This is a genomic window from Amycolatopsis sp. VC5-11, assembly GCF_037034185.1.
GTDB classification, from domain to species: Bacteria; Actinomycetota; Actinomycetes; order Mycobacteriales; family Pseudonocardiaceae; genus Amycolatopsis; species Amycolatopsis nivea.
The window spans coordinates 334,292-353,031 of sequence record NZ_JBAGKF010000002.1 but is presented as its reverse complement, the minus strand read 5'-3'; the positions used below and the strand labels follow the sequence as shown (position 1 = coordinate 353,031).

At 69.6% G+C, this 18,740-nt stretch carries 14 protein-coding genes; 5 read left to right on the top strand and 9 right to left on the bottom strand.

The window, feature by feature from the left end; all coding sequences use genetic code 11:
• Nucleotide 1: 1 nt before the first annotated feature.
• The 7 genes from WA670_RS08950 to WA670_RS08920 all read right to left on the bottom strand — a co-directional run bounded on the left by WA670_RS08950 (nt 2) and on the right by WA670_RS08920 (nt 8,588).
• On the bottom strand, nt 2-259 hold the full coding sequence (locus WA670_RS08950; protein WP_037817205.1) for an acyl carrier protein: 258 nt from the start codon (nt 257-259) through the stop codon (nt 2-4).
• Between the two features lie 100 nt (nt 260-359).
• A complete protein-coding gene (locus tag WA670_RS08945; protein WP_134728117.1) occupies nt 360-1,565 on the bottom strand; it encodes a ketosynthase chain-length factor in 1,206 nt (401 codons plus the stop codon).
• Nucleotides 1,562-2,815 carry a beta-ketoacyl-[acyl-carrier-protein] synthase family protein gene (locus WA670_RS08940; protein WP_037817211.1) on the bottom strand — a complete coding sequence of 418 codons (1,254 nt, stop codon included), beginning with the start codon at nt 2,813-2,815 and terminating at the stop codon, nt 1,562-1,564. The genes WA670_RS08945 and WA670_RS08940 overlap by 4 nt, the downstream gene beginning before the upstream one ends.
• Before the next feature lie 203 nt (nt 2,816-3,018).
• Nucleotides 3,019-5,106 carry an AfsR/SARP family transcriptional regulator gene (locus WA670_RS08935; protein ID WP_134728116.1) on the bottom strand — a complete coding sequence of 696 codons (2,088 nt, stop codon included), beginning with the start codon at nt 5,104-5,106 and terminating at the stop codon, nt 3,019-3,021.
• Between the two features lie 122 nt (nt 5,107-5,228).
• Nucleotides 5,229-5,984, bottom strand: coding sequence for an SDR family NAD(P)-dependent oxidoreductase (locus WA670_RS08930; RefSeq protein WP_336157412.1), 756 nt, complete (start codon nt 5,982-5,984; stop codon nt 5,229-5,231).
• A 34-nt stretch (nt 5,985-6,018) separates the two neighbouring features.
• Entirely contained in the window at nt 6,019-7,569 is a 1,551-nt protein-coding gene (locus tag WA670_RS08925; RefSeq protein ID WP_336157411.1) for an FAD-dependent oxidoreductase, read from the bottom strand.
• Nucleotides 7,566-8,588 carry a methyltransferase gene (locus WA670_RS08920; RefSeq protein WP_336157409.1) on the bottom strand — a complete coding sequence of 341 codons (1,023 nt, stop codon included), beginning with the start codon at nt 8,586-8,588 and terminating at the stop codon, nt 7,566-7,568. The genes WA670_RS08925 and WA670_RS08920 overlap by 4 nt, the downstream gene beginning before the upstream one ends.
• Before the next feature lie 281 nt (nt 8,589-8,869).
• On the opposite strand from WA670_RS08920, the gene WA670_RS08915 reads away from it, so the two are divergent.
• A complete protein-coding gene (locus WA670_RS08915; protein WP_336157407.1) occupies nt 8,870-10,369 on the top strand; it encodes an FAD-dependent monooxygenase in 1,500 nt (499 codons plus the stop codon).
• Nucleotides 10,370-10,610: 241 nt separating this feature from the next.
• Complete coding sequence (locus WA670_RS08910; protein WP_078870629.1) at nt 10,611-14,294, top strand: multifunctional oxoglutarate decarboxylase/oxoglutarate dehydrogenase thiamine pyrophosphate-binding subunit/dihydrolipoyllysine-residue succinyltransferase subunit; 3,684 nt, start codon at nt 10,611-10,613, stop codon at nt 14,292-14,294.
• A gap of 312 nt (nt 14,295-14,606) precedes the next feature.
• On the opposite strand, the gene WA670_RS08905 is transcribed toward WA670_RS08910, so the two are convergent.
• Nucleotides 14,607-15,056 carry a nitroreductase family deazaflavin-dependent oxidoreductase gene (locus WA670_RS08905; protein ID WP_134728112.1) on the bottom strand — a complete coding sequence of 150 codons (450 nt, stop codon included), beginning with the start codon at nt 15,054-15,056 and terminating at the stop codon, nt 14,607-14,609.
• Between the two features lie 149 nt (nt 15,057-15,205).
• Here WA670_RS08905 and WA670_RS08900 point away from each other — a divergent pair, with 149 nt between their 5' ends.
• Both WA670_RS08900 and WA670_RS08895 read left to right on the top strand, forming a co-directional pair.
• Entirely contained in the window at nt 15,206-16,444 is a 1,239-nt protein-coding gene (locus tag WA670_RS08900) for an FAD-dependent oxidoreductase (protein ID WP_336157404.1), read from the top strand.
• Between the two features lie 59 nt (nt 16,445-16,503).
• On the top strand, nt 16,504-17,703 hold the full coding sequence (locus WA670_RS08895) for an MFS transporter (RefSeq protein WP_336157402.1): 1,200 nt from the start codon (nt 16,504-16,506) through the stop codon (nt 17,701-17,703).
• Here WA670_RS08895 and WA670_RS08890 read toward each other — a convergent pair.
• Complete coding sequence (locus WA670_RS08890; RefSeq protein ID WP_442893081.1) at nt 17,596-18,123, bottom strand: WapI family immunity protein; 528 nt, start codon at nt 18,121-18,123, stop codon at nt 17,596-17,598. The two genes, WA670_RS08895 and WA670_RS08890, sit on opposite strands and share 108 nt — an antisense overlap.
• Nucleotides 18,124-18,193: 70 nt before the next feature.
• Here WA670_RS08890 and WA670_RS08885 point away from each other — a divergent pair, with 70 nt between their 5' ends.
• A complete protein-coding gene (locus WA670_RS08885; RefSeq protein WP_037817220.1) occupies nt 18,194-18,721 on the top strand; it encodes a GNAT family N-acetyltransferase in 528 nt (175 codons plus the stop codon).
• Nucleotides 18,722-18,740 lie beyond the last annotated feature (19 nt).

The window sequence follows — 18,740 nt, the reverse complement described above, 5'->3', positions numbered from 1 at the left end:
CTTACACCGCGGAACCGAGCCTGCTGTTCACCAGTTCGACCAGAGCGCGCGGCGTGTCGATGTCGACCACCGTTTCGTCCGGCAGCTCGACTCCGTAGTCGCGCTGGAGCATACTCGCGGTCTCCATCAGCGCGAGCGAGTCATAGCCCAATTCGGCGAAGGGAATGTCGCGCGCGTCGGTGGTTTGTGCCATTTCGTCGCTCTCTCCGGCGCAACGGCGGATGATCTCCATCAGATCCTCGTAGGTCAGCTCGCGCATGATCGCTCCTCCTGCCGCGCGAATGCGGCTGTCAGTGGGTTCTTCTTGCTGGACAAGGCTTTGCGGTTCGGCCGTTCGGGTGATCTTGAAAACTCTTCCCTCACACTCCGCGCAACACGAGCGCGGCGTTGTGGCCGCCGATGCCGCGGGCGAGGACGACCGCGGCCCGCACCGGCGTTTCCCGCGCGGCACCGGTGACCAGGTCGATCCCGTGCTCCGGCACCGGATCCGAGACGTTCGGCGTCGGCGGAACCACGCCGTGGCGGATCGCCAGCGCCGCGCACGCGACGTCCAGCCCGGCGCCGCCCGCGGCCAACCGGCCGACCCCGGCTTTTGGCGCGGTGACCGGGACACCGCGTTCGCCGAACACCGCGCTGATCGCCTCGGCTTCCTCACGGTCGAGCACGAGATCCCCGGCCGCGTCGGCAAAAACGACGTCAACTTCGGCGGCGGAAATGCCCGCGTCCGTCAGGGCGAGTTCGATCGCCCGCCGCAGTCCCGGCGGACGGCCGCTGCCCGGTTTCGGGTCGAAAGTGGACGCGTATCCGGCAATCTCGGCGTACGGCGGCTGCCGGTCCCGCGCCGAGTCCGCCGGTTCGAGCACGAGCACCGCGCCGCCTTCGCCGGGCACGTACCCGGCGGCGGACCGGTCGAACGGCAGATAAGCCTTCGCCGGTTCGCTGCTCGTGCTGAGCCGTCCGGAGGTGAGCATCGCCGCCCAGCCCCACGGGCACAGTGCGCTGTCGATGCCGCCGGTCAGCGCGACCGCGGTCCCGGAACGCACCGCGCGCCGGGCCTTTCCGATCGCGTCCAGCCCGCCGGCTTGTTCGGACACCACCACCGCACCCGGCCCGCGCATGCCGTGCCGGATGGAGATCTGCCCGGTGTTGACCGCGTAGAACCACGCGAACGACTGGTACGCGCTGACGTACTTGCCGCCCTTGCTCCACATGTTCTGCAGTTCGCGCTGCCCGAACTCGTAGCCGCCCGCCGAACTGGCGGTGATCACCGCGAGGTCGAACCCGTCGTGCGCCTCCGGGTCGACGCCGGCGTCGGCCAGCGCCCATTCCGCGCCCACGAGCGACATCCGCGTGGAATGGTCGGTCTGCGGCAGCAACCGGCTGGGCAGGATGCCCTTCGCGCTGAACCCGGCGACCTCGCCGGCGAGCGAGCTGGGATAACTCGAAGCGTCGAACCGGGTCACCGGGCCGATTCCGCTGGCCCCTTCGAGGGTGGCTTCCCAGAACTGCTTGACCCCGCTTCCGGTCGGCGCGAGCACGCCGAGCCCGGTGATCACCGCGTTCATGCCGGACCGCCGACGTTGCTGGTGAGCACCATCGCGCTCTGGAACCCGCCGAACCCGCTGCCGACCGTCAGCACCGTGTCCACCGCGGCTTCTCTTGCCACCAAAGGAATGTAGTCCAAGTCGAGCTCCGGGTCGGGTTCGTTGAGGTTGGCCGTCGGCGGCAGCAGCCCGTCGCGCATGGCGAGCAGGCTGGCGGCGATTTCGATCGAGCCGATCGCGCCGAGCGAATGCCCGACCATCGACTTGATCGAGCTCACCGGGACGCGATAAGCGTGTTCTCCCAGCGAATTCTTGAACGCCTGCGTCTCGTGCCGGTCGTTCTGCTTCGTGCCCGAACCGTGCGCGTTGACGTAGCCGATCGCTTCCGGCGTCACCCGCGCCTGGCCCATCGCCTGCCGGATCGCCTCGGTCATTTCGACGCCGTCCGCCCGCAAACCGGTCATGTGGTAGGCGTTGCACCGCGTCGCGAACCCGGCGATCTCGCCGTAGATCCGAGCCCCGCGGGCGAGCGCCCGGCCCAGTTCCTCCACCACGAACACCGCCGCGCCCTCGCCGAGCACGAACCCGTTGCGGGTGTTGTCGAACGGACGCGACGCCGTCGCCGCCTCGTCATTGCGCGGCGAGGTTGCCTTGATCGCGTCGAAGCACGCCACGGTGATCGGCGAGATCGGCGCGTCCGAACCGCCCGCGAGGACGACGTCCGCGCTGCCCTCGGCGATCAGGTCCCGCGCGTGGCCCACCGAGTCCAATCCGGACGTGCACCCGGTCGAGATGACCTGCACCGATCCTTCCGCGCCCGCTTCCCAGGCCACTTCCTTGGCCATCGAACTCGGCACGAACTGGTCGAACAGATGCGGCACCGCGTAGTCCGCGTCGACCTCCCACTTCCGGCCGCCGTCGCTCACCACGACGTACTCGCGTTCGAGGCTCATCGTGGCTCCGACCGCGCTGCCGATCGAAACCCCGGTCCGGTACGGGTCCACATCGGACGGTGCGAGCCCCGCGTCGGCCAGCGCCTCCCGCGTGCACGCCACCGCGAACTGGGCCACCCGGTCCATCCGCCGCACCTGCTGCGGACCGAGCCCCGCCGCCTCCGGATCGAAATCGCATTCGGCGGCGATCCGCGAGCGGAACTGGGAGGCGTCGAAGAACGACACCGGCCGGGTGGCGGTCCGCCCGCCCGACACCATGTCCCAGAACGGTTCGCGTCCCGGTTTCCCCGGCGCCACAACGCCTATCCCGGTGATCACCGCCCGCCGCGGACCTCCGCTGCCGTGCCGCGCCGGCACTCCCGCTGCCCCGGGGTGCCCCGCACTCGTACTCACTCCGTCTGCACCTGCCCTTCGCGCTCCGAGCGCCCGACGTCGCTGTTGTCGAGTCTGGGCCCGGGGTGTCCAAGACGGATCGAAGCGGGGTCGAACGCGCTCCAGCCGGATTCGACCCCGCCTCGTTCTCAGCCGGTGGCGACCGCCGCCTCGCGTGCTGCGGGCTCGGCTTCCCTTGCGAGCCAACGGCCCGCGAACGACGGGAGCCGGGGAACGCAATAGACCGCGTCCGCCGTGGACGGCCGCAGAACGTCTACATTGGACTCCGCGTCGTGGTACCGGTGCGGTCCCGAACCGCCGCGTTCGCCGATTTCCTCGGCCAGCCCGGCGGATTCGAGGTCCTCGAGCACTTCGCGCACCAGTTCTCCAGGGCGGCCGAGGAGCTTGACCGCGTCCGGCACGGTGAACTCGTCGATGCTCGCCAGCTGCCGGAACGCTTCCTGCGCCGGTCCGCACAGCGTCCGGTAACTCGCCCGGACGCTCGCGTCGACCGTGCCTTCCCCACACGGCAACCGAAGCACCGCGCCGGGATCGCGGGACAGCCGGTCGTGCATCCGGCGCAACGACCAGGCCGGGCGGTAGGCCAGGTACCCGCCGACCGCCGCGACGGCCAGCGGCAGCCTGCCGCACATCCGCACGAGCGCGCTGGCGCAGTCGAGGTCCTCCAGCATCCGCCGGCGCCCGATGAACTGGCCGAGCAGCTCCAGCGATTCGTTGACCGTCAGCGGCGGCAGGTTGACGGGCGCGACCACGCCGCGCAAGTACAGCCGCCGCCTGCTCGCGACCAGCAGCAAGCTGCCGGAACCGCTGGGGCGCAACAGATCCACTTCGGAAGACCGGGCGGCGTCGTCCACGACGACCAGCAGCCGCCGGGTGGCGGTGTAGTCGCGGTAGACGTTGACCAGCTCCGACATCGAGGGCGACGGCGACAGCGGAACACCGCACGCGCGCAGGCAGCCGGCGAGCACGTCGGCCATCGTCTCCTCGCCGCGGTGCACCGGCGTCAGCGACACGAAGATCTGCCCGTCCGGGAACGTCGCGCGGACCCGGTGCGCGACGTGCACGAGCAGCGCGGTCTTGCCCGCCCCCGGTCCGCCGGTGATCTCCACGACCGTGCTGCCGCCGGTGAGCTTGGTGCGCGCGGCGGAACACCGCCGCACCAGCTCGCGGATCTCCTCGTCCCGGCCGACGAAGTCGGGCACGTCGGACGGGAGGTGGTTCGGCCCCAGCACCTCCGGCGCCGCGGGCCGCAGCGGGACCAGATCACCCTCCGCATCGGCACGCACGACGGAAACCACTTCGACGACACTGCTCTCAGTCACGGTGTCGTTGTCGTCGATACTCCGGACGGCTACTTCCGCAGTGCGCTCATTTTGCGTGGTCTGCCCGGTTTGCCCATTGTCTAGACCAGTTGTGGCTTCACTCACACTGGAGCCGCGCGGGGCCGGAAGGGTGAGCGCGGGATCGTCCACCAGGATCTGCTGGTGCACCGAACGCAGCGTCGCCGACGGCTCGATGCCCAGCTGTGCGATGAAATCGCTGCGCACCCGGTGGTAGACGTCGAGCGCCTCGACCCGGCGGCCGCAGCGGTAGAGCGCGACCATCAGCTTCGCCGAGTACGCCTCGTGCGTCGGATTCGCCTTGACCACCCCGGCGAGTTCGTCGACCACGCGCCGGTGCCTGCCCAGCGCCAGTTCGGCCTCGAACCGCAGGTCAAGCGCCGCCTTGCGGCTCTCCTCCAGCTGAGTCGCCCGCGCGGCGAGGGTCGGGCCGAGCGGGAGATCGGAGAGCGCGGCCCCGCGCCACAGTGCGAGCGCCTGTCTGGACAGCTCGGCACAGGCTTCGAGATCACCGGCGTCGTGCCGGTCCCGAGCCTGGTCGAGCAGCGCCGAGAAGCGCACCGCGTCGACCACGTCCGCCCGCGGCACCTGCAGTTCATAACCGTGCGGGCGCGTTAGCAGTACTGTCGCTCCCTCCTCGGCCGAACCGGCCAGGCGCAGCGATTTGCGCAGCTGGTAGACGTAGGTCTGCAACGTCGTGGCCGCGCTCGCCGGAGGGTTGTTCTCCCACAGCTCCTCGACGAACTGCTCGAAGTGCACTGCCCGGTTGGCGTTCAGCGCGAGCATGGCCAGCACCGTGCGGAGCTTCGGCGCGGACGGCGTCTTGCCCACTCCGTCCGCGCGTACGGCCAGCGGTCCCAATATTGCGATCTGCATCCGACCCCCAGATACCTGCCGAAAGAGCACGCCAGGCAGCTGCCCGCGTGCTTCGCTTTCCCCCAGTGAGACGCCAGCGACGCTAGCAGAGAAACGGCTTCCTGATCCCGGGCGGGAAAAACTTAACGTCCGCCTGATACTTCTGCGAACTGTCCGTTCGTATTGCCGTTGGCGGCCGAACACAGGAACACTGCGAGTTGTGCGACATCACCCGGACAGCTCAATCGGCCACTGGGCGTGATGGCTCGCTCGCGCTCCAGCATCTCGGCCGGAACCTGTTGCGCAACACGGGGAGTGACGGTCAGGCCCGGAAGAATGGTGTTGACCAGCACTCCGTCACGGCCGACGTCCCAGGCGAGGCTCGTGGCGAAACCGTGCAATGCGGACTTCACCGCCCCATAAGCCTCGCGGCCCGGCTTGCCCGCGGTCGCCGCGCGCGACGAGATAAATGCGATCCGTCCCCATTTTTTCGCGCGCATACCGGGCAGCACCTTCGCCACTGTGTGGAACACCGGCGCGATATTCACATTGATGAACGAAGCGCAATCCTCCGTAGGTAGTTCTTCGAACAATTTTCCCGGCTTGCGCAGCGCGCCGGGACTGATCGCATTCGCGACCAGCACGTCCACCGGGCCCCAGTGCCGCTCCACGGTCTCGACCGCCGCGTCCACGCTGGCCAGTTCGGTCAGGTCGTAGTGCACGGCGAGCCCGCGGTCCGGCCCGCACTCGCGCGCGACCTCCTCGGCCGCCTCGCGGTTGGACCGGTAGGTCACCGCGACCTTGGCCCCTTCGGCGGCGAACGTGCGCGCGAGTTCGGCCCCGATCCCGCCGCTGCCGCCGGTCACCAGCACGACCTTGCCGGTCAGCCCCAGATCCACCTTCGCTCCTCGAATTCGCGGCCCCGCGGGGCCGTCAGACAGAAATGTGCGCGTGCCGCAGCACGGCGCGTACGACAGCGGCGGACATCCGGTCGCCGCGGTCGGCCACGTAGCCGTCCGGGCGCGTCAGGATCCAGCCCGTCGCCGAAAGGCCGAGCGACCGCCGCAACGCGCCGTCGGCGTCCGGCAGGTCCCCGCCAGGGCCCGCCACCTGCGGCACCAGCCAGCCGCCCACGGACGGCAGTTCGGCTCGCTCCGCGTCCGGGCCGAGCACCAGCGTCCAGCCCGGTTCGCGCAATTGCGCCAGCAACGCCTGCCACGCCGGGGTTTCCGCGTCCGCACCGGCGACGGCCGACAGCCGCTCGCCCGGTCGCGGTCCAGGCCCGGCCGCCGCAGAGCCGTCGCCATACGAAAGGCCCAGTGCGGACATTCCGCCCATGATCTTGCGTTCCAGCTTGCCGCGCAGCGCCGAAACGTTGCGCATCACGCCGAACGCCACCGGCAGCACCGCGGCGACGTACGGATTTTTCAGCTGCACCAGGAAAGTCGCCTTCTTCGTGGTGCGCAGCAGCTCCGCGCCCACCGGCACGCGCTCGCGCGAGTAGCTGTCGAGCAGTTGCTCGTCGGCGTGCCCGTCGATCACCATCGCCAGCTTCCACGCGAGGTTGTACGCGTCCTGGACGCCGGTGTTCATGCCCTGACCGGACGCCGGACTGTGCACGTGCGCCGCGTCGCCAGCCACCAGACAACGGCCGGACCGCATCGACGGAACCATCCGCTGCTGGATGGAAAACACTGAAACCCACGTCGGCGGGGAAACCACGGTCGGCACGCCGGTCGCCGCGGACACCTTTTCCGAGAATCGCCGCGCGACCGCCGCGTCGTCGCCCGAGCCGGAGTACTCGACGTCCCGGGTGTCGAGCAGCCGCCATTTGCCCTCGTCCGGGAACGGCACCATCATCACCGAACCGCCCGGGGTCCGGATGAGATGAATACTGTCGCGCGGCAACGCGGTGTCCGCCTGCGCGTCGGCGATCAGCCAGGTCTCCGACGAGTCGCCTTCGAGCTTCAGCCCCAGCTTCTTGCGCACCGCGCTGTGCCCGCCGTCGCAGCCGACCAGCCAGTCCGCCGAGGTCTCCTCGATCTCCCCGTCGCGTTCGAGCCGCACCTGGACGCTGTCTCCGGTGTCGGTGAAGTCGGCCAGCGCGACGCCCCATTCGACCTCAACGCCCTGCTTGGCCAGCGCGGTCCGCAGCACCTCCTCGGTGATGACCTGGTCGACCATCAACGTGAACGGCAGCCGCGTCGGCAGCCGCGAGTAGTCCGCCCGGAGACCGACCATTCGCTTGCCGCGCATGTGGATCGTGAACGCGCGCACCTGCTGCCCGCGCGGCAGCAGGTCGTCGAGCACGCCCATCTGGTCGTAAATCTCCAGCGAACGCGGATGCGTCGCCAGGGCCCGGCTGGTCACCGCCGGACCGGCGGCCCGGTCCACGATCCGCACCCGCACGCCGCGCCGGGCCAGTTCGTGCGCCGCGGTCAGCCCGACCGGCCCGGCTCCGATCACCAGCGCTTGCGCACTCACGGTTTCACCGCGACCACAACGGTGTCGTTGCCCTTCGGCAGGGTGGTGGCGGCGCGGAATTCCAACCCGGCCTCGGCCAGCCACTCGCGCAGCTGCGGCACGGTGTACTCGGAACCGCCATCGGTGATCAGTCCGACGTTGATACTGCCGACCAGGCTGCGCAGATCCGGGTTCTCGGCGTCGAGGATCTGGTCGTACACCACGACCGCGCCCCCGCTCGGCACCGCGTTTTTGGCCCGCACCAACAGGTCCACGCGCCGCTGCGGGTCCCAGTCGTGCAGCACGTGGCCGAACACGACGACGTCGGTCTCCGGCAGCGGCGTCTCGAAGAAGTCGCCGGGGTGGAACGTGACCCGGTCCGCGACGCCCAGCTCCGCCATCAGCTCGTCGAAGTGCGGTTCGATCGGCGGCAGCTCGAACACGCCGCCCTGCAGATGCGGGTGCACGAGGCACAACTGCGCCGCGACGTTGCCGCGCGCGCCGCCGACGTCGACGAAGCTCTTGTACTCCGACCAGTCCACGTGCTCGGCCAGCTGCGGCGCGACCAACGCGTTGTTCGCGTCCATGTGCACCAGGAAAGCCTTGGCGCGCACCGGATCCTCGTACAGCTTGGCGAACGCGCCGTGCCCGCCGATGTCCGCCTTCGGCTCGCCGTCGCGCAGCGCCTCGGACAGCTTGCCCCACATCGCGTAGTGCCGCTGCGACGTCGTGCGGACGCGCGCGCCGAGGTAGCCGCCGCCGGACGCGCCCGGCACCAGCACCTCCGCGGCCGCCGGCGCGTTGCTGAACTTCTCGCCGTCGCGTTCCAGCAGGCCGAGCGCGGCCAGCGCCTGGACGAAATCGCCGGTGAACCGCTGGTGCAGACCGAGTTCCCGGCGGATCTCGTCGATCGTCCTCGGCGCGTCCGCCAGCAGTTCGAACACTCCCAGTTCGACCGCGCTGTGCAGGATCTTCGACTGGGTGAACAGCATGTTGAGGCGGCCGATCGCCTGCGCGTCCACGGTGGTGTGGGCAGTCATCCCGGGTCGTACCTGCCTTCCTTATCTGGTGGTCCGCGCGCACGACAGCCGCGGAAACCTTCGTGTGCGGCGATGCTTCCGGCCGGGTCTCGAAGGCCCCTCAACACGCTCTCGACCTCCGCCGACGCCCCGCTCAGGCCGTCCCGGAGACCGTCCAAGACCGCTCGGCTAGCGCTGAATCCCCAGCACAGCGCGTATAGCCGCGGACCCGCGCGGTGCTCCAGGCTTGTCCGTGCTGACAACAGAGTGAGCACAGGCACGGACACATGGGGAGCACCGGGATGGATGTCGAGTACGACGTGGTGATCGTGGGCGGCGGCCCGGTCGGGCTGATGCTCGCGAGCGAACTCGGGCTGCGGCCCGGCCGGGTGCTCGTGCTCGAGCGGCTCGCCGAGCCGAGCGGGCAGTCGCGTGCGCTCGGCCTGCACTCGCGCACCGTCGAGGTGCTCGACCAGCGCGGCCTGCTGCCCCGCTTCAGCGAGGGCGCGCCGGTGTGGCCGAAGGGGCACTTCGCCGGCATGCGGCTGCTCGACCTCAGCAAGCTCAACGGGCGCCACACGTACGCGCTGATGGTGCCGCAGTCGCGCACCGAGGCGATCCTCGAAGAACGCGCGCGGGAACTGGACGTCGAGATCCGCCGCGGGCACCGGCTCACCGAGCTGGAGAACGGGCCCGACGCGGTGGTCGCCACCGTGACCGGCCCGGACGGCGAGTACCGGATCCGCTCCCGCTACCTCGTCGGCTGCGACGGCGGCAGCAGCCTGGTCCGCAAACTGGCCGGCATCGACTTCCCCGGCACCGCCTCCAACATCGACGCAATGCTCGCCGACGTCCACCTCGACCAGGTGCCCGACGGCCCGCACCTGGCCCGCTGCAAGGGCGGCGTGTTCGGCACGGTCCCGCTCGGCGGCGACCTCTACCGCGTCGTGTCGGTCGAGTTCCGTCCGCCGACCGCGCACCGCGACGACCCGGTCGAACTGGAGGAACTCGCCGCCTCGGTCAAGCGGGTCACCGACCAGGAACTCCCGATGCGCGACCCGGTGTGGCTCTCGCGCTTCGGCGACGCGACCCGGCAGGCCGCGCAGTACCGCAAGGGCCGGGTCATGCTCGCAGGCGACGCGGCGCACGTGCACTTCCCGGCGGGCGGACAGGGCCTCAACACCGGCATCCAGGACGTGGTGAACCTCGGCTGGAAGCTCGCCGCGGTCGTCAACGGCAGCCCGGACGAGCTGCTCGACACCTACCACGACGAACGCCACCCGGTCGGCGCGCGCGTCTGCTTCAACACCCAGGCCCAGCTCGCCCTGATGGACCCGCGCCCGGAGATCGGCCCGCTGCGCGAGCTGTTCGGGACGCTGATGGAGTTCGACGAGGTCAACCGCTACCTCGCGGAGATGATCACCGCGCTCGACGTGCGCTACCCGACCTTCCCCGCCTCGGACCACCCGCTGGCCGGGACACGGGTGCCGGAGTGGTCGATCGTCGCGGACGGCACCGCGACGACCACGATGAAGCTCCTGCACTCCGGCCGCGGCGTGCTCGTCGACCTCACCGACGGCCCCGCCGTCGCCCGCACCGCCGCGCCGTGGCTCGACCGGCTCGACCTCGTGTCCGGCACCCCGTGCACCAGCGACGTCCCCGCCGCCTTCCTGCTCCGCCCGGACGGGCACGTCGCCTGGCTCGCCGAGAGCCCGGACACCGATCCCGCCGATCTGCGCGAAGCCCTGCGCGCGTGGTTCGGACCAGCACCGGTGCGTTCGCTGCCCGCCGCGGCGAGCTGACGCGAGGGCCGGCGCTGTGTCCGGGATCACCCCAAACCGGCCGAGGTGACGGTATTCGGCCCTTGCGACGCGTACGGTGGGCCCTGCTGTCTGTCAGGCTGGGCCTCTCAACCGATCCAGACAATGACCTGTCTCACGAGCGTCCAGGTGGCGTGTTTCGGGCCACCGGCAGGGGACTAGCCTGGCGGTCAGCAGATGCTTGTGATATCGGATCGAGAATGGATAGAGGCGAGAGCCAGCCGTGGCCAGCAGCAGTCCCGCATCGCAGTTCGGTGCCAATGAGTGGCTCGTCGAAGAAATGTACGAGCGGTTTCTCGCGGACCCCCAGTCGGTAGACGCCGCCTGGCACGATTTCTTCGCCGACTACAAGCCCACTCCGGGCGGCAACGGCACCCAGGCGGAAGGGAACGGGGAAGCCAAGGCGGCCCCCGCCGCCAAGCCCGCCGCCCCCGCCGCGAAGGCCCCGGCGGCTCCGGCCGCCAAGGCAGCGCCCGCCCCGGCGGCCAAGGCCCCGGCCAAGCCCGCCCCGGCCGCGAAGCCCGCGGCTTCCGCGCCCGCCAAGTCCGCTCCGGCGAAGGACGCCGAGCCGGAGTCCAAGCAGCTGCGCGGCGCCGCGGCGGCGATCGCCAAGAACATGGACGCCTCGCTTTCCGTGCCCACCGCGACCAGCGTGCGCGCGGTCCCGGCGAAGCTGATGGCGGACAACCGCATCGTCATCAACAACCACCTCAAGCGCACCCGCGGCGGCAAGATCTCCTTCACGCACCTCATCGGCTACGCCATGGTGCGGGCGCTGAAGGACTTCCCGAACATGAACCGGCACTACAAGCTGATCGACGGGAAGCCGTTCGCGATCACGCCGGAGCACGTCAACTTCGGGCTTGCCATCGACATGAAGGGCAAGGACGACTCCCGCACTCTCGTCGTGGCCTCCATCAAGGCCACCGAGAACATGACCTTCATGCAGTTCTGGCAGGCCTACGAGGAGATCGTCAAGAAGGCCCGCACGAACAAGCTCACCGCGGACGACTTCGCGGGCACCACCATCTCGCTCACCAACCCGGGCGGCATCGGCACGAACCACTCGGTGCCGCGGCTGCAGGCGGGCCAGGGCGCGATCATCGGCGTCGGCGCGATGCAGTACCCGGCGTCGTTCGAGGGCACCAGCGAGAAGACCCTCGTCGACCTCGCGGTCAGCAAGATCATGACGCTGACCTCGACGTACGACCACCGCATCATCCAGGGCGCGGAGTCCGGCGAGTTCCTGAAGCGCATTCACGAACTGCTGCTCGGCGAGGACGGCTTCTACGACGACGTCTTCACCAGCCTGCGGCTGCCGTACGAGCCGATCCGCTGGGTCGCCGACATCCCGGACGGCCCGGTCGACAAGACCGCGCGCGTCATGGAGCTGATCGAGGCGTTCCGGATGCGCGGCCACCTGATGGCCGACACCGACCCGCTGAACTACCGCCAGCGCAGCCACCACGACCTCGACGTGCTCAGCCACGGCCTGACCCTGTGGGACCTGGACCGCGAGTTCGCCGTCGGCGACTTCTCCAGCCGCGAGCGGATGAAGCTGCGCGACATCCTCGGCGTGCTGCGCGACTCCTACTGCCGCACGGTCGGCGTGGAGTACACGCACATCCTCGACCCCGAGGAGCGGCGCTGGATCCAGGAGCGCGTCGAGGTCCGGCACAGCAAGCCGGAGCCGTCCGCGCAGAAGTACATCCTGTCGAAGCTCAACGCCGCCGAGGCGTTCGAGACCTTCCTGCAGACCAAGTACGTCGGCCAGCGGCGGTTCTCGCTGGAAGGCGGCGAGACCCTGGTCCCGCTGCTGGACACGGTGCTCGACAAGGCCGCCGAGGCCGAGCTCGACGAGGTCGTCATCGGCATGCCGCACCGCGGCCGGCTGAACGTGCTGGCGAACATCGTCGGCAAGCCGATCAGCCAGATCTTCCAGGAGTTCGAGGGAAACCTCGACCCGGGCCAGGCGCACGGCTCCGGCGACGTGAAGTACCACCTCGGAGCCGAGGGCAAGTACTTCCGGATGTTCGGCGACGGGGAGACCCGGGTCTCGCTGGCGTCCAACCCGTCGCACCTGGAGACCGTCGACCCGGTCCTCGAGGGCATCGTCCGCGCCAAGCAGGACGTCCTCGACAAGGGCGGCGAGGGCTACACCGTGCTGCCGGTCCTGATGCACGGCGACGCGGCCTTCGCGGGCCAGGGCGTCGTGGCCGAGACCCTGAACCTGGCGCTGCTGCGCGGCTACCGCACCGGCGGCACCGTGCACGTGGTCGTCAACAACCAGGTCGGCTTCACCACCGCGCCGGAGCACTCGCGGTCGAGCCAGTACGCCACGGACGTCGCGAAGATGATCGGCGCGCCGGTCTTCCACGTGAACGGCGACGACCCCGAGGCCGCGCACTGGGTCGCGAAGCTGGCGGTCGACTACCGCCAGGCGTTCCACAAGGACGTCGTGATCGACCTGATCTGCTACCGCCGCCGCGGCCACAACGAGGGCGACGACCCCTCGATGACGCAGCCGGCGATGTACGACATCATCGACACGAAGCGTTCGGTCCGGAAGATCTACACCGAATCGCTGATCGGCCGGGGCGACATCTCCGTCGAAGAGGCCGAGGCCGCGCTGCGCGACTTCTCCAGCCAGCTCGAGCACGTCTTCAACGAGGTGCGCGAACTCGAGAAGCACCCGGCGAAGGCGAGCCCGTCGGTCGAGGGCGAGCAGCAGATCCCGGCGAAGGTCACCACCGCCGTGTCGCGCGAGGTCGTCGAGAAGATCGGCGACGCGTTCGTCAACCTGCCCGAGGGCTTCACCCCGCACCCGCGGGTCAAGCCGGTCATGGAGCGCAGGCACAAGATGTCGCGCGAGGGCGGCGTCGACTGGGCGTTCGGCGAACTGCTGGCGTTCGGGTCGCTGGCGCTGGAAGGCCGTCTCGTGCGGCTGTCCGGCCAGGACTCCCGGCGCGGCACGTTCACCCAGCGGCACTCGGTGTTCATCGACCGCAAGAACGGCCAGGAGTACTCGCCGCTGCAGCACCTGGCCGACGGCCAGGGCCGCGTGATGATCTACGACTCGGCGCTGTCGGAGTACGCGGCCGTCGGCTTCGAGTACGGCTACTCGGTGGCGAACTCCGAGGCGCTGGTGATGTGGGAAGCGCAGTTCGGCGACTTCGTCAACGGCGCGCAGACCGTGATCGACGAGTACATCTCCTCCGGCGAGGCCAAGTGGGGCCAGCGCTCGGACGTCGTGCTGCTGCTGCCGCACGGCCACGAGGGCCAGGGCCCGGACCACACGTCCGGCCGGATCGAGCGGTTCCTGTCGCTGTGCGCGGAAGCGTCGATGACCGTCGCGGTGCCGTCCACCCCGGCGAACTACTTCCACCTGCTGCGCCGGCACGCCCTCGACGGCATCCAGCGTCCGCTGATCGTCTTCACCCCGAAGTCGATGCTGCGCAACAAGGCGGCGACGTCGACGGTCGAGGACTTCACCGGCCAGAGCCGCTTCATGTCGGTGATCGACGACGCCACGCAGGACCCGGCGAAGGTCCGCAAGGTGCTGCTCACCTCGGGCAAGCTCTACTGGGAGCTGGTGGCCGAGCGCGAGAAGCGCGGCGCGGACGACGTCGCGATCGTGCGGATCGAGCAGTACTACCCGCTGCCGAAGAAGAAGCTGCTGGCGGCGGTGGAGCGCTACTCGAACGCCAGCCAGATCGCGTGGGTCCAGGAGGAGCCGGAAAACCAGGGCGCGTGGCCGTTCTTCGGCCTCAACCTGCCCCGGAAGTTCCCGGAGTTCTTCACCGGCCTCGACGTGGTGGCGCGCCGCCCGATGGCCGCCCCGTCGGCGGGTTCGTCGAAGGTGCACGACGTCGAGCAGAAGGCGCTGATCGCCAAGGCGTTCGACTGATCCTCAGTTACGCAGAAGGCCGCCGCGGGACTCGTTCCCGCGGCGGCCTTCGCCGTTTCCTGGTCTGGTGTCGGTTCTAACCGGCATCGCCACGCACGACCGCGACCCGGCTGCCTCCGCCCCGCCCCGGCGTCAGCAGCTCCGTCGTCGCTTAACGCCTTCCCGCTCGGCGGCCCACTCACGCCCCCGGGGGCAACGTGCCCACCCCGTCCGCGCACATGCCGCGACCGCTGGTCCGGCTGATCTTCGTTCCCGCGGCGGCCTTCGCCGTTTCCTGGGCCTTGGCGATCGTGCGTCCGGCCTTCGCCGTTCTCAGATCGTTTCCACCCGAAAAACCGCGATCCTCCCCGCAGCCGCCGCCACCCCGTCCGGCGTCGGGGACTCCGCCAGCCCCGTCGTGACGTAACGTCGCCCCACGCTCGGCGGCCCGTCCGCGACCACCTCCCGCAGCACCGGCCCCCGCTCCGCGACCGGCAGTTCCGCGAACCGCACCCGTCGCGATCGCCGTCCCCGCGACAACGTGCCCTCCCCCGCCGCGCGGACGTTCGCCACCCACGCCGCCTTCGGGAACGCCTGGATCAGGTACTCCCCGCCCTGAACTTTCAATACCGCCAACGGAAACGTCCGCGGCTCGCCGCTGCGCCGCCCGGGGACGGTGAGCAGTTCCATCGGCCCGAACGCGAGCCCCGCGCGCTGCAGGGCGGTGATGACCCGGTTGATCGTGTTGACCTTGCGCCGGTATCCGGCTGCCTTCGTGTCCATGCCCCGAGCGTACGCCAACTTGTATGAGTTTCATACTTTCTGGTCTTCATAGATATACCTTCCGGGTATGCCCGGGGTGCCGGAAAGGCAGTGGCGACGTCCCGGCCGGACCCAGTTCACTGGATGCCAAACACCCGAGGAGGGCTGGAGTGCACTACGACGTCGTCGTAGTCGGAGGCGGTGCTGGGGGTATCGCCTCCGCTGCCGGGGCGGCGCGCACCGGGGCGCGGGTGCTGCTGGTCGAGCAGTACCCGTACCTTGGCGGCGCGGCGACGATCAGTTCCGTGCTGACCCTCTGCGGTTTCTTCGACCAGACCGGCCAGCAGGTCGTCGCGGGCGTCGGCGAGGAGGTGCTGCAGCGGCTGCGGCACCGGGGCGCCTACGAAGAGAAGACGATGGGCTGGACCGGCAACAAGATCGTCTTGCTCGACCTGGAAACCACCAAACTGGTGTACGACGAGCTGGCCGCCGACGCCGGCGTGGACGTCCTCCTGCACACCAAGCTCATCGGTGCGCGGCGGACGCACGGCATCGTCACCGAGGTCGAACTGCACCACCGCGGCGGCCGGGAACGGGTCACCGCCGGTGCGTTCGTCGACGCCAGCGGCGACGGCGCGCTCCTGGCCGCCGCCGGAGCCGCCGTCCGCGTCGCCCCGCTGCGCGACCGGCAAACCAGCACGCTCGTCTGCCGGTTCTCCGGTGTCCCCGAAGACGCGGACCTCTCGCGCGAGGGCCTGCGCGCCGCCGTCGCCGCGTACCAACGGGAAACCGGCGTCCAGCTGCCCCGCGATTACGGCATCGCCGTGCATCTTCCGTTGACCCGCAACGTAATCGCCCTCCTGGTGGACGAACAAACCGACGTCCTGGACGCCGCCTCGCTGAGCCGCGACGAAGCCAACGCGCGACGCCAGGCATGGCAATACCTGGACGCTCTGCGCAAACACCTCGCCGGCTGGTCGTCAGCGCGCCTCGAGGAAACCGGCCCCCAGCTAGGCATCCGCGAAGGCCGCCACTTGGTCGGCCGCGAACAGCTCACCGGCCGCGACGTCCTGACCGCCCGCAAACGCCCCGACGTGTCCATCGGCCGCTGCGGCTGGCCGATCGAAGACCACGCGGGCCCCGGCGTCACCCGCTACGAACCGATCGCCGACCGCGGCTGGTACGACCTCCCCTACGGCGCGATCTGCTCCGCCGACACCGCGAACCTCTGGGCAGCCGGCCGCCTGACCAGCTCCGACGACGACGCGTACGCCTCCGTCCGCGTCATGGGCACCGCCTTCGCGACCGGCCACGCCGCGGGGATCGCCGCCGCCCAGTACGTCGACGGCCGAGCCCACGACGTCCGCGCGATCCGGGCCGAGTTGCACCGTCAGGATGCCTTGGCTTGACCCGCGACCGCCGGTAACGGGAACCTTCCCTGATCATCCGTCAGGTCGAAGGAGGCCCCATGCCGAGCCGCTATCGCTGGGTCGTCCTGCTGCTCTGCTGGGCTGTGTTCACGATGACCTCGGTGGACCGGTCGACCTGGGGCCCGGTGTCCTCGGCGGTCAGCGATTCGCTCGGCGTCCCGCTGGCCGCGCTCGGGATCTTCGCCACCTGCTACTACATCGGCTACGTCATCTCCAACACCGCCGGCGGCTTCCTCTCCGACTGGCTCGGCAGCCGCGCGATCCTGGGCATCAGCTCCTTCGTCGCAGGCGCGCTCATGGTGGGGTTCGGCTCGACCACGTCCATCGCCTGGGGCCTGGTCCTGCAAGCTCTGCTGGGCCTGTTCGCGGGAGTCGACTTCTCCGCCGGACTGAAGCTGATCACCACCTGGTTCCGCCCGGAGGAGCACGGACTCGCGAGCGGCATCTTCATGATCGCGACCTCGCTGGGCACAGTCGTAGCCAACGCGGTCGTGCCCACGCTCGTGAAAACCAGCGGCTGGCCAGTGTCGTACCACCTCTTCGGCGGCGTCACCGTCGTACTCGGCCTGCTGTGCCTGGTCTTCATCCGCAACGGCAACGTCGCCACGTCCACCCGCCGCGGTTTGCCGGACCCCCGCCCGCTCTTCCGCAACCGCGACCTGCTGCTGCTGGGCTTAGCCGGTTTCGGCGGCTTGTGGGGCACCTACGGTTTCGTCACGTGGTCCAACACGCTGATGATCCGCGGCGAACACATCGACCCCGTACGGGCCGGTGTAGTCCTGGTCATCTTCTCCGGCACAGCGGTAGTGATCAAACCGCTGATCGGCTGGCTCACCGACAAAATCGGCCTGGGCAGGCGAATCCCCATCATCGCCGTCCTCATCCTCTTCGGCGGCGCTCTGCTGGTCTTCGGTTCCCTGAGCAGTTACAGCGCTTTCCTAGTGGTGGCCCCGATTCTCGGCATCGGCGCGTACGCCTACAGCCCGCTGACCGCCGCCATGATCCCCGCGTTGACCGGTGTCCGGCTAGCCGGTTCCGCGGCTGGCGCGGTGAACGCCTTCTGGCAACTGGGCAGCGTCATCGTGCCCGCCGTCGTGGGCCCGGTCTTCCACGCGACCGGCTCGTTCTATTCAGCGTTCCTCACCCTGGCCGCCGGACCGCTCGTGGGAGCCGCCGTCCTCCTCTTCATGCGAGACGACCGCCCGGCCCGGGTCGCTCCCCAAACTGTCACGGCCTAGCACCGGAAACTCCGCCTCGATCGACGCTAACCCGTCGATGATCGCCGGCAGATCAGACTGATCAAGCTCGCCGATCCGAAACGACAGCCGGTTCCCCCGCCCGTCGGTCGCGGTTCCCTCGACCTCAACCCTCCCGGATTTGGCGACGGTGACCGTCAGATCGAGCCACTCCTCCATCGACGTCAGCCGAGCGACCCCGCCGAAGTCGGCATACGCCTTCGCCAGCTGCTCCCGGAAACTCCGCAACTCCTCGGCCCGCAACCCAGCGGGCACCCGCGCGGAAAACCCGCCGACCACCAGGTCAACCGGGCTGAAAAGCCAGTTGCCGTCCCAGAAATCGACCGCCCCCGCATGCATCCGCCCCAGCACGTCGATCACCAGCCGATCGCCGTGCGCCGCCCCTATCGCCACCTCGCTCATCACCCCCCACTCTAATGCGGCCCGCCAAAATGAATTTCCTCTCCAGCCGCCGCTCAGGGAAACTGGGCGCATGCAGATCCGCCAGTCGACCGCCGCCGACGCACCAGCGATCCATGCTGTGCACACCGCCGCGTTCCGCGTCCACAATCCCGATGTCACCGGCGAAATGCCGGAAGCGAAACTAGTCACCGAACTCACCGCCGACGGCGATCTGCTCCCCGCACTCTCCCTCGTCGCCGTCCGCGACGGAGAGGTCATCGGCCACGCCTGCTCCAGCCCAGGTCGCCTAGGCGACGACCCAAACTCCGCCATCGGCTTCGGCCCGCTAGGCGTCCACCCGGACCGCCACCGCGGCGGCGCAGGCTCCGCTTTGGTCCACGCAACGATCGGCGCCGCCAACGCACTCGGCTACCGCCTGATCGTGCTGTTGGGCGACCCAGGCTATTACTCCCGCTTCGGCTTCGTCATGGCCGAAAAGCTCGGCGTGACCCCGCCGGTACCGGAATGGGCCCCGCATTTTCAGGCGCTGCCGCTGGCCGCGTACACCCCGGAAAACCGCGGCGCGTTCCGCTACGCGGCGGCTTTCGACCGGCTCTGAGGCGGTAGCGCTCGTGAGT

What these genes read in the sequence shown, in the direction of transcription:
- WA670_RS08950 (WP_037817205.1), bottom strand. Translation starts at nt 259, where the DNA reads ATGCGCGAGCTGACCTACGAGGATCTGATGGAGATCATCCGCCGTTGC.
- WA670_RS08945 (WP_134728117.1), bottom strand. Translation starts at nt 1,565, where the DNA reads ATGAACGCGGTGATCACCGGGCTCGGCGTGCTCGCGCCGACCGGAAGC.
- WA670_RS08935 (WP_134728116.1), bottom strand. Translation starts at nt 5,106, where the DNA reads ATGCAGATCGCAATATTGGGACCGCTGGCCGTACGCGCGGACGGAGTG.
- WA670_RS08920 (WP_336157409.1), bottom strand. Translation starts at nt 8,588, where the DNA reads ATGACTGCCCACACCACCGTGGACGCGCAGGCGATCGGCCGCCTCAAC.
- WA670_RS08915 (WP_336157407.1), top strand. Translation starts at nt 8,870, where the DNA reads ATGGATGTCGAGTACGACGTGGTGATCGTGGGCGGCGGCCCGGTCGGG.
- WA670_RS08905 (WP_134728112.1), bottom strand. Translation starts at nt 15,056, where the DNA reads ATGGACACGAAGGCAGCCGGATACCGGCGCAAGGTCAACACGATCAAC.
- WA670_RS08895 (WP_336157402.1), top strand. Translation starts at nt 16,504, where the DNA reads ATGCCGAGCCGCTATCGCTGGGTCGTCCTGCTGCTCTGCTGGGCTGTG.
- WA670_RS08890 (WP_442893081.1), bottom strand. Translation starts at nt 18,123, where the DNA reads ATGAGCGAGGTGGCGATAGGGGCGGCGCACGGCGATCGGCTGGTGATC.
- WA670_RS08885 (WP_037817220.1), top strand. Translation starts at nt 18,194, where the DNA reads ATGCAGATCCGCCAGTCGACCGCCGCCGACGCACCAGCGATCCATGCT.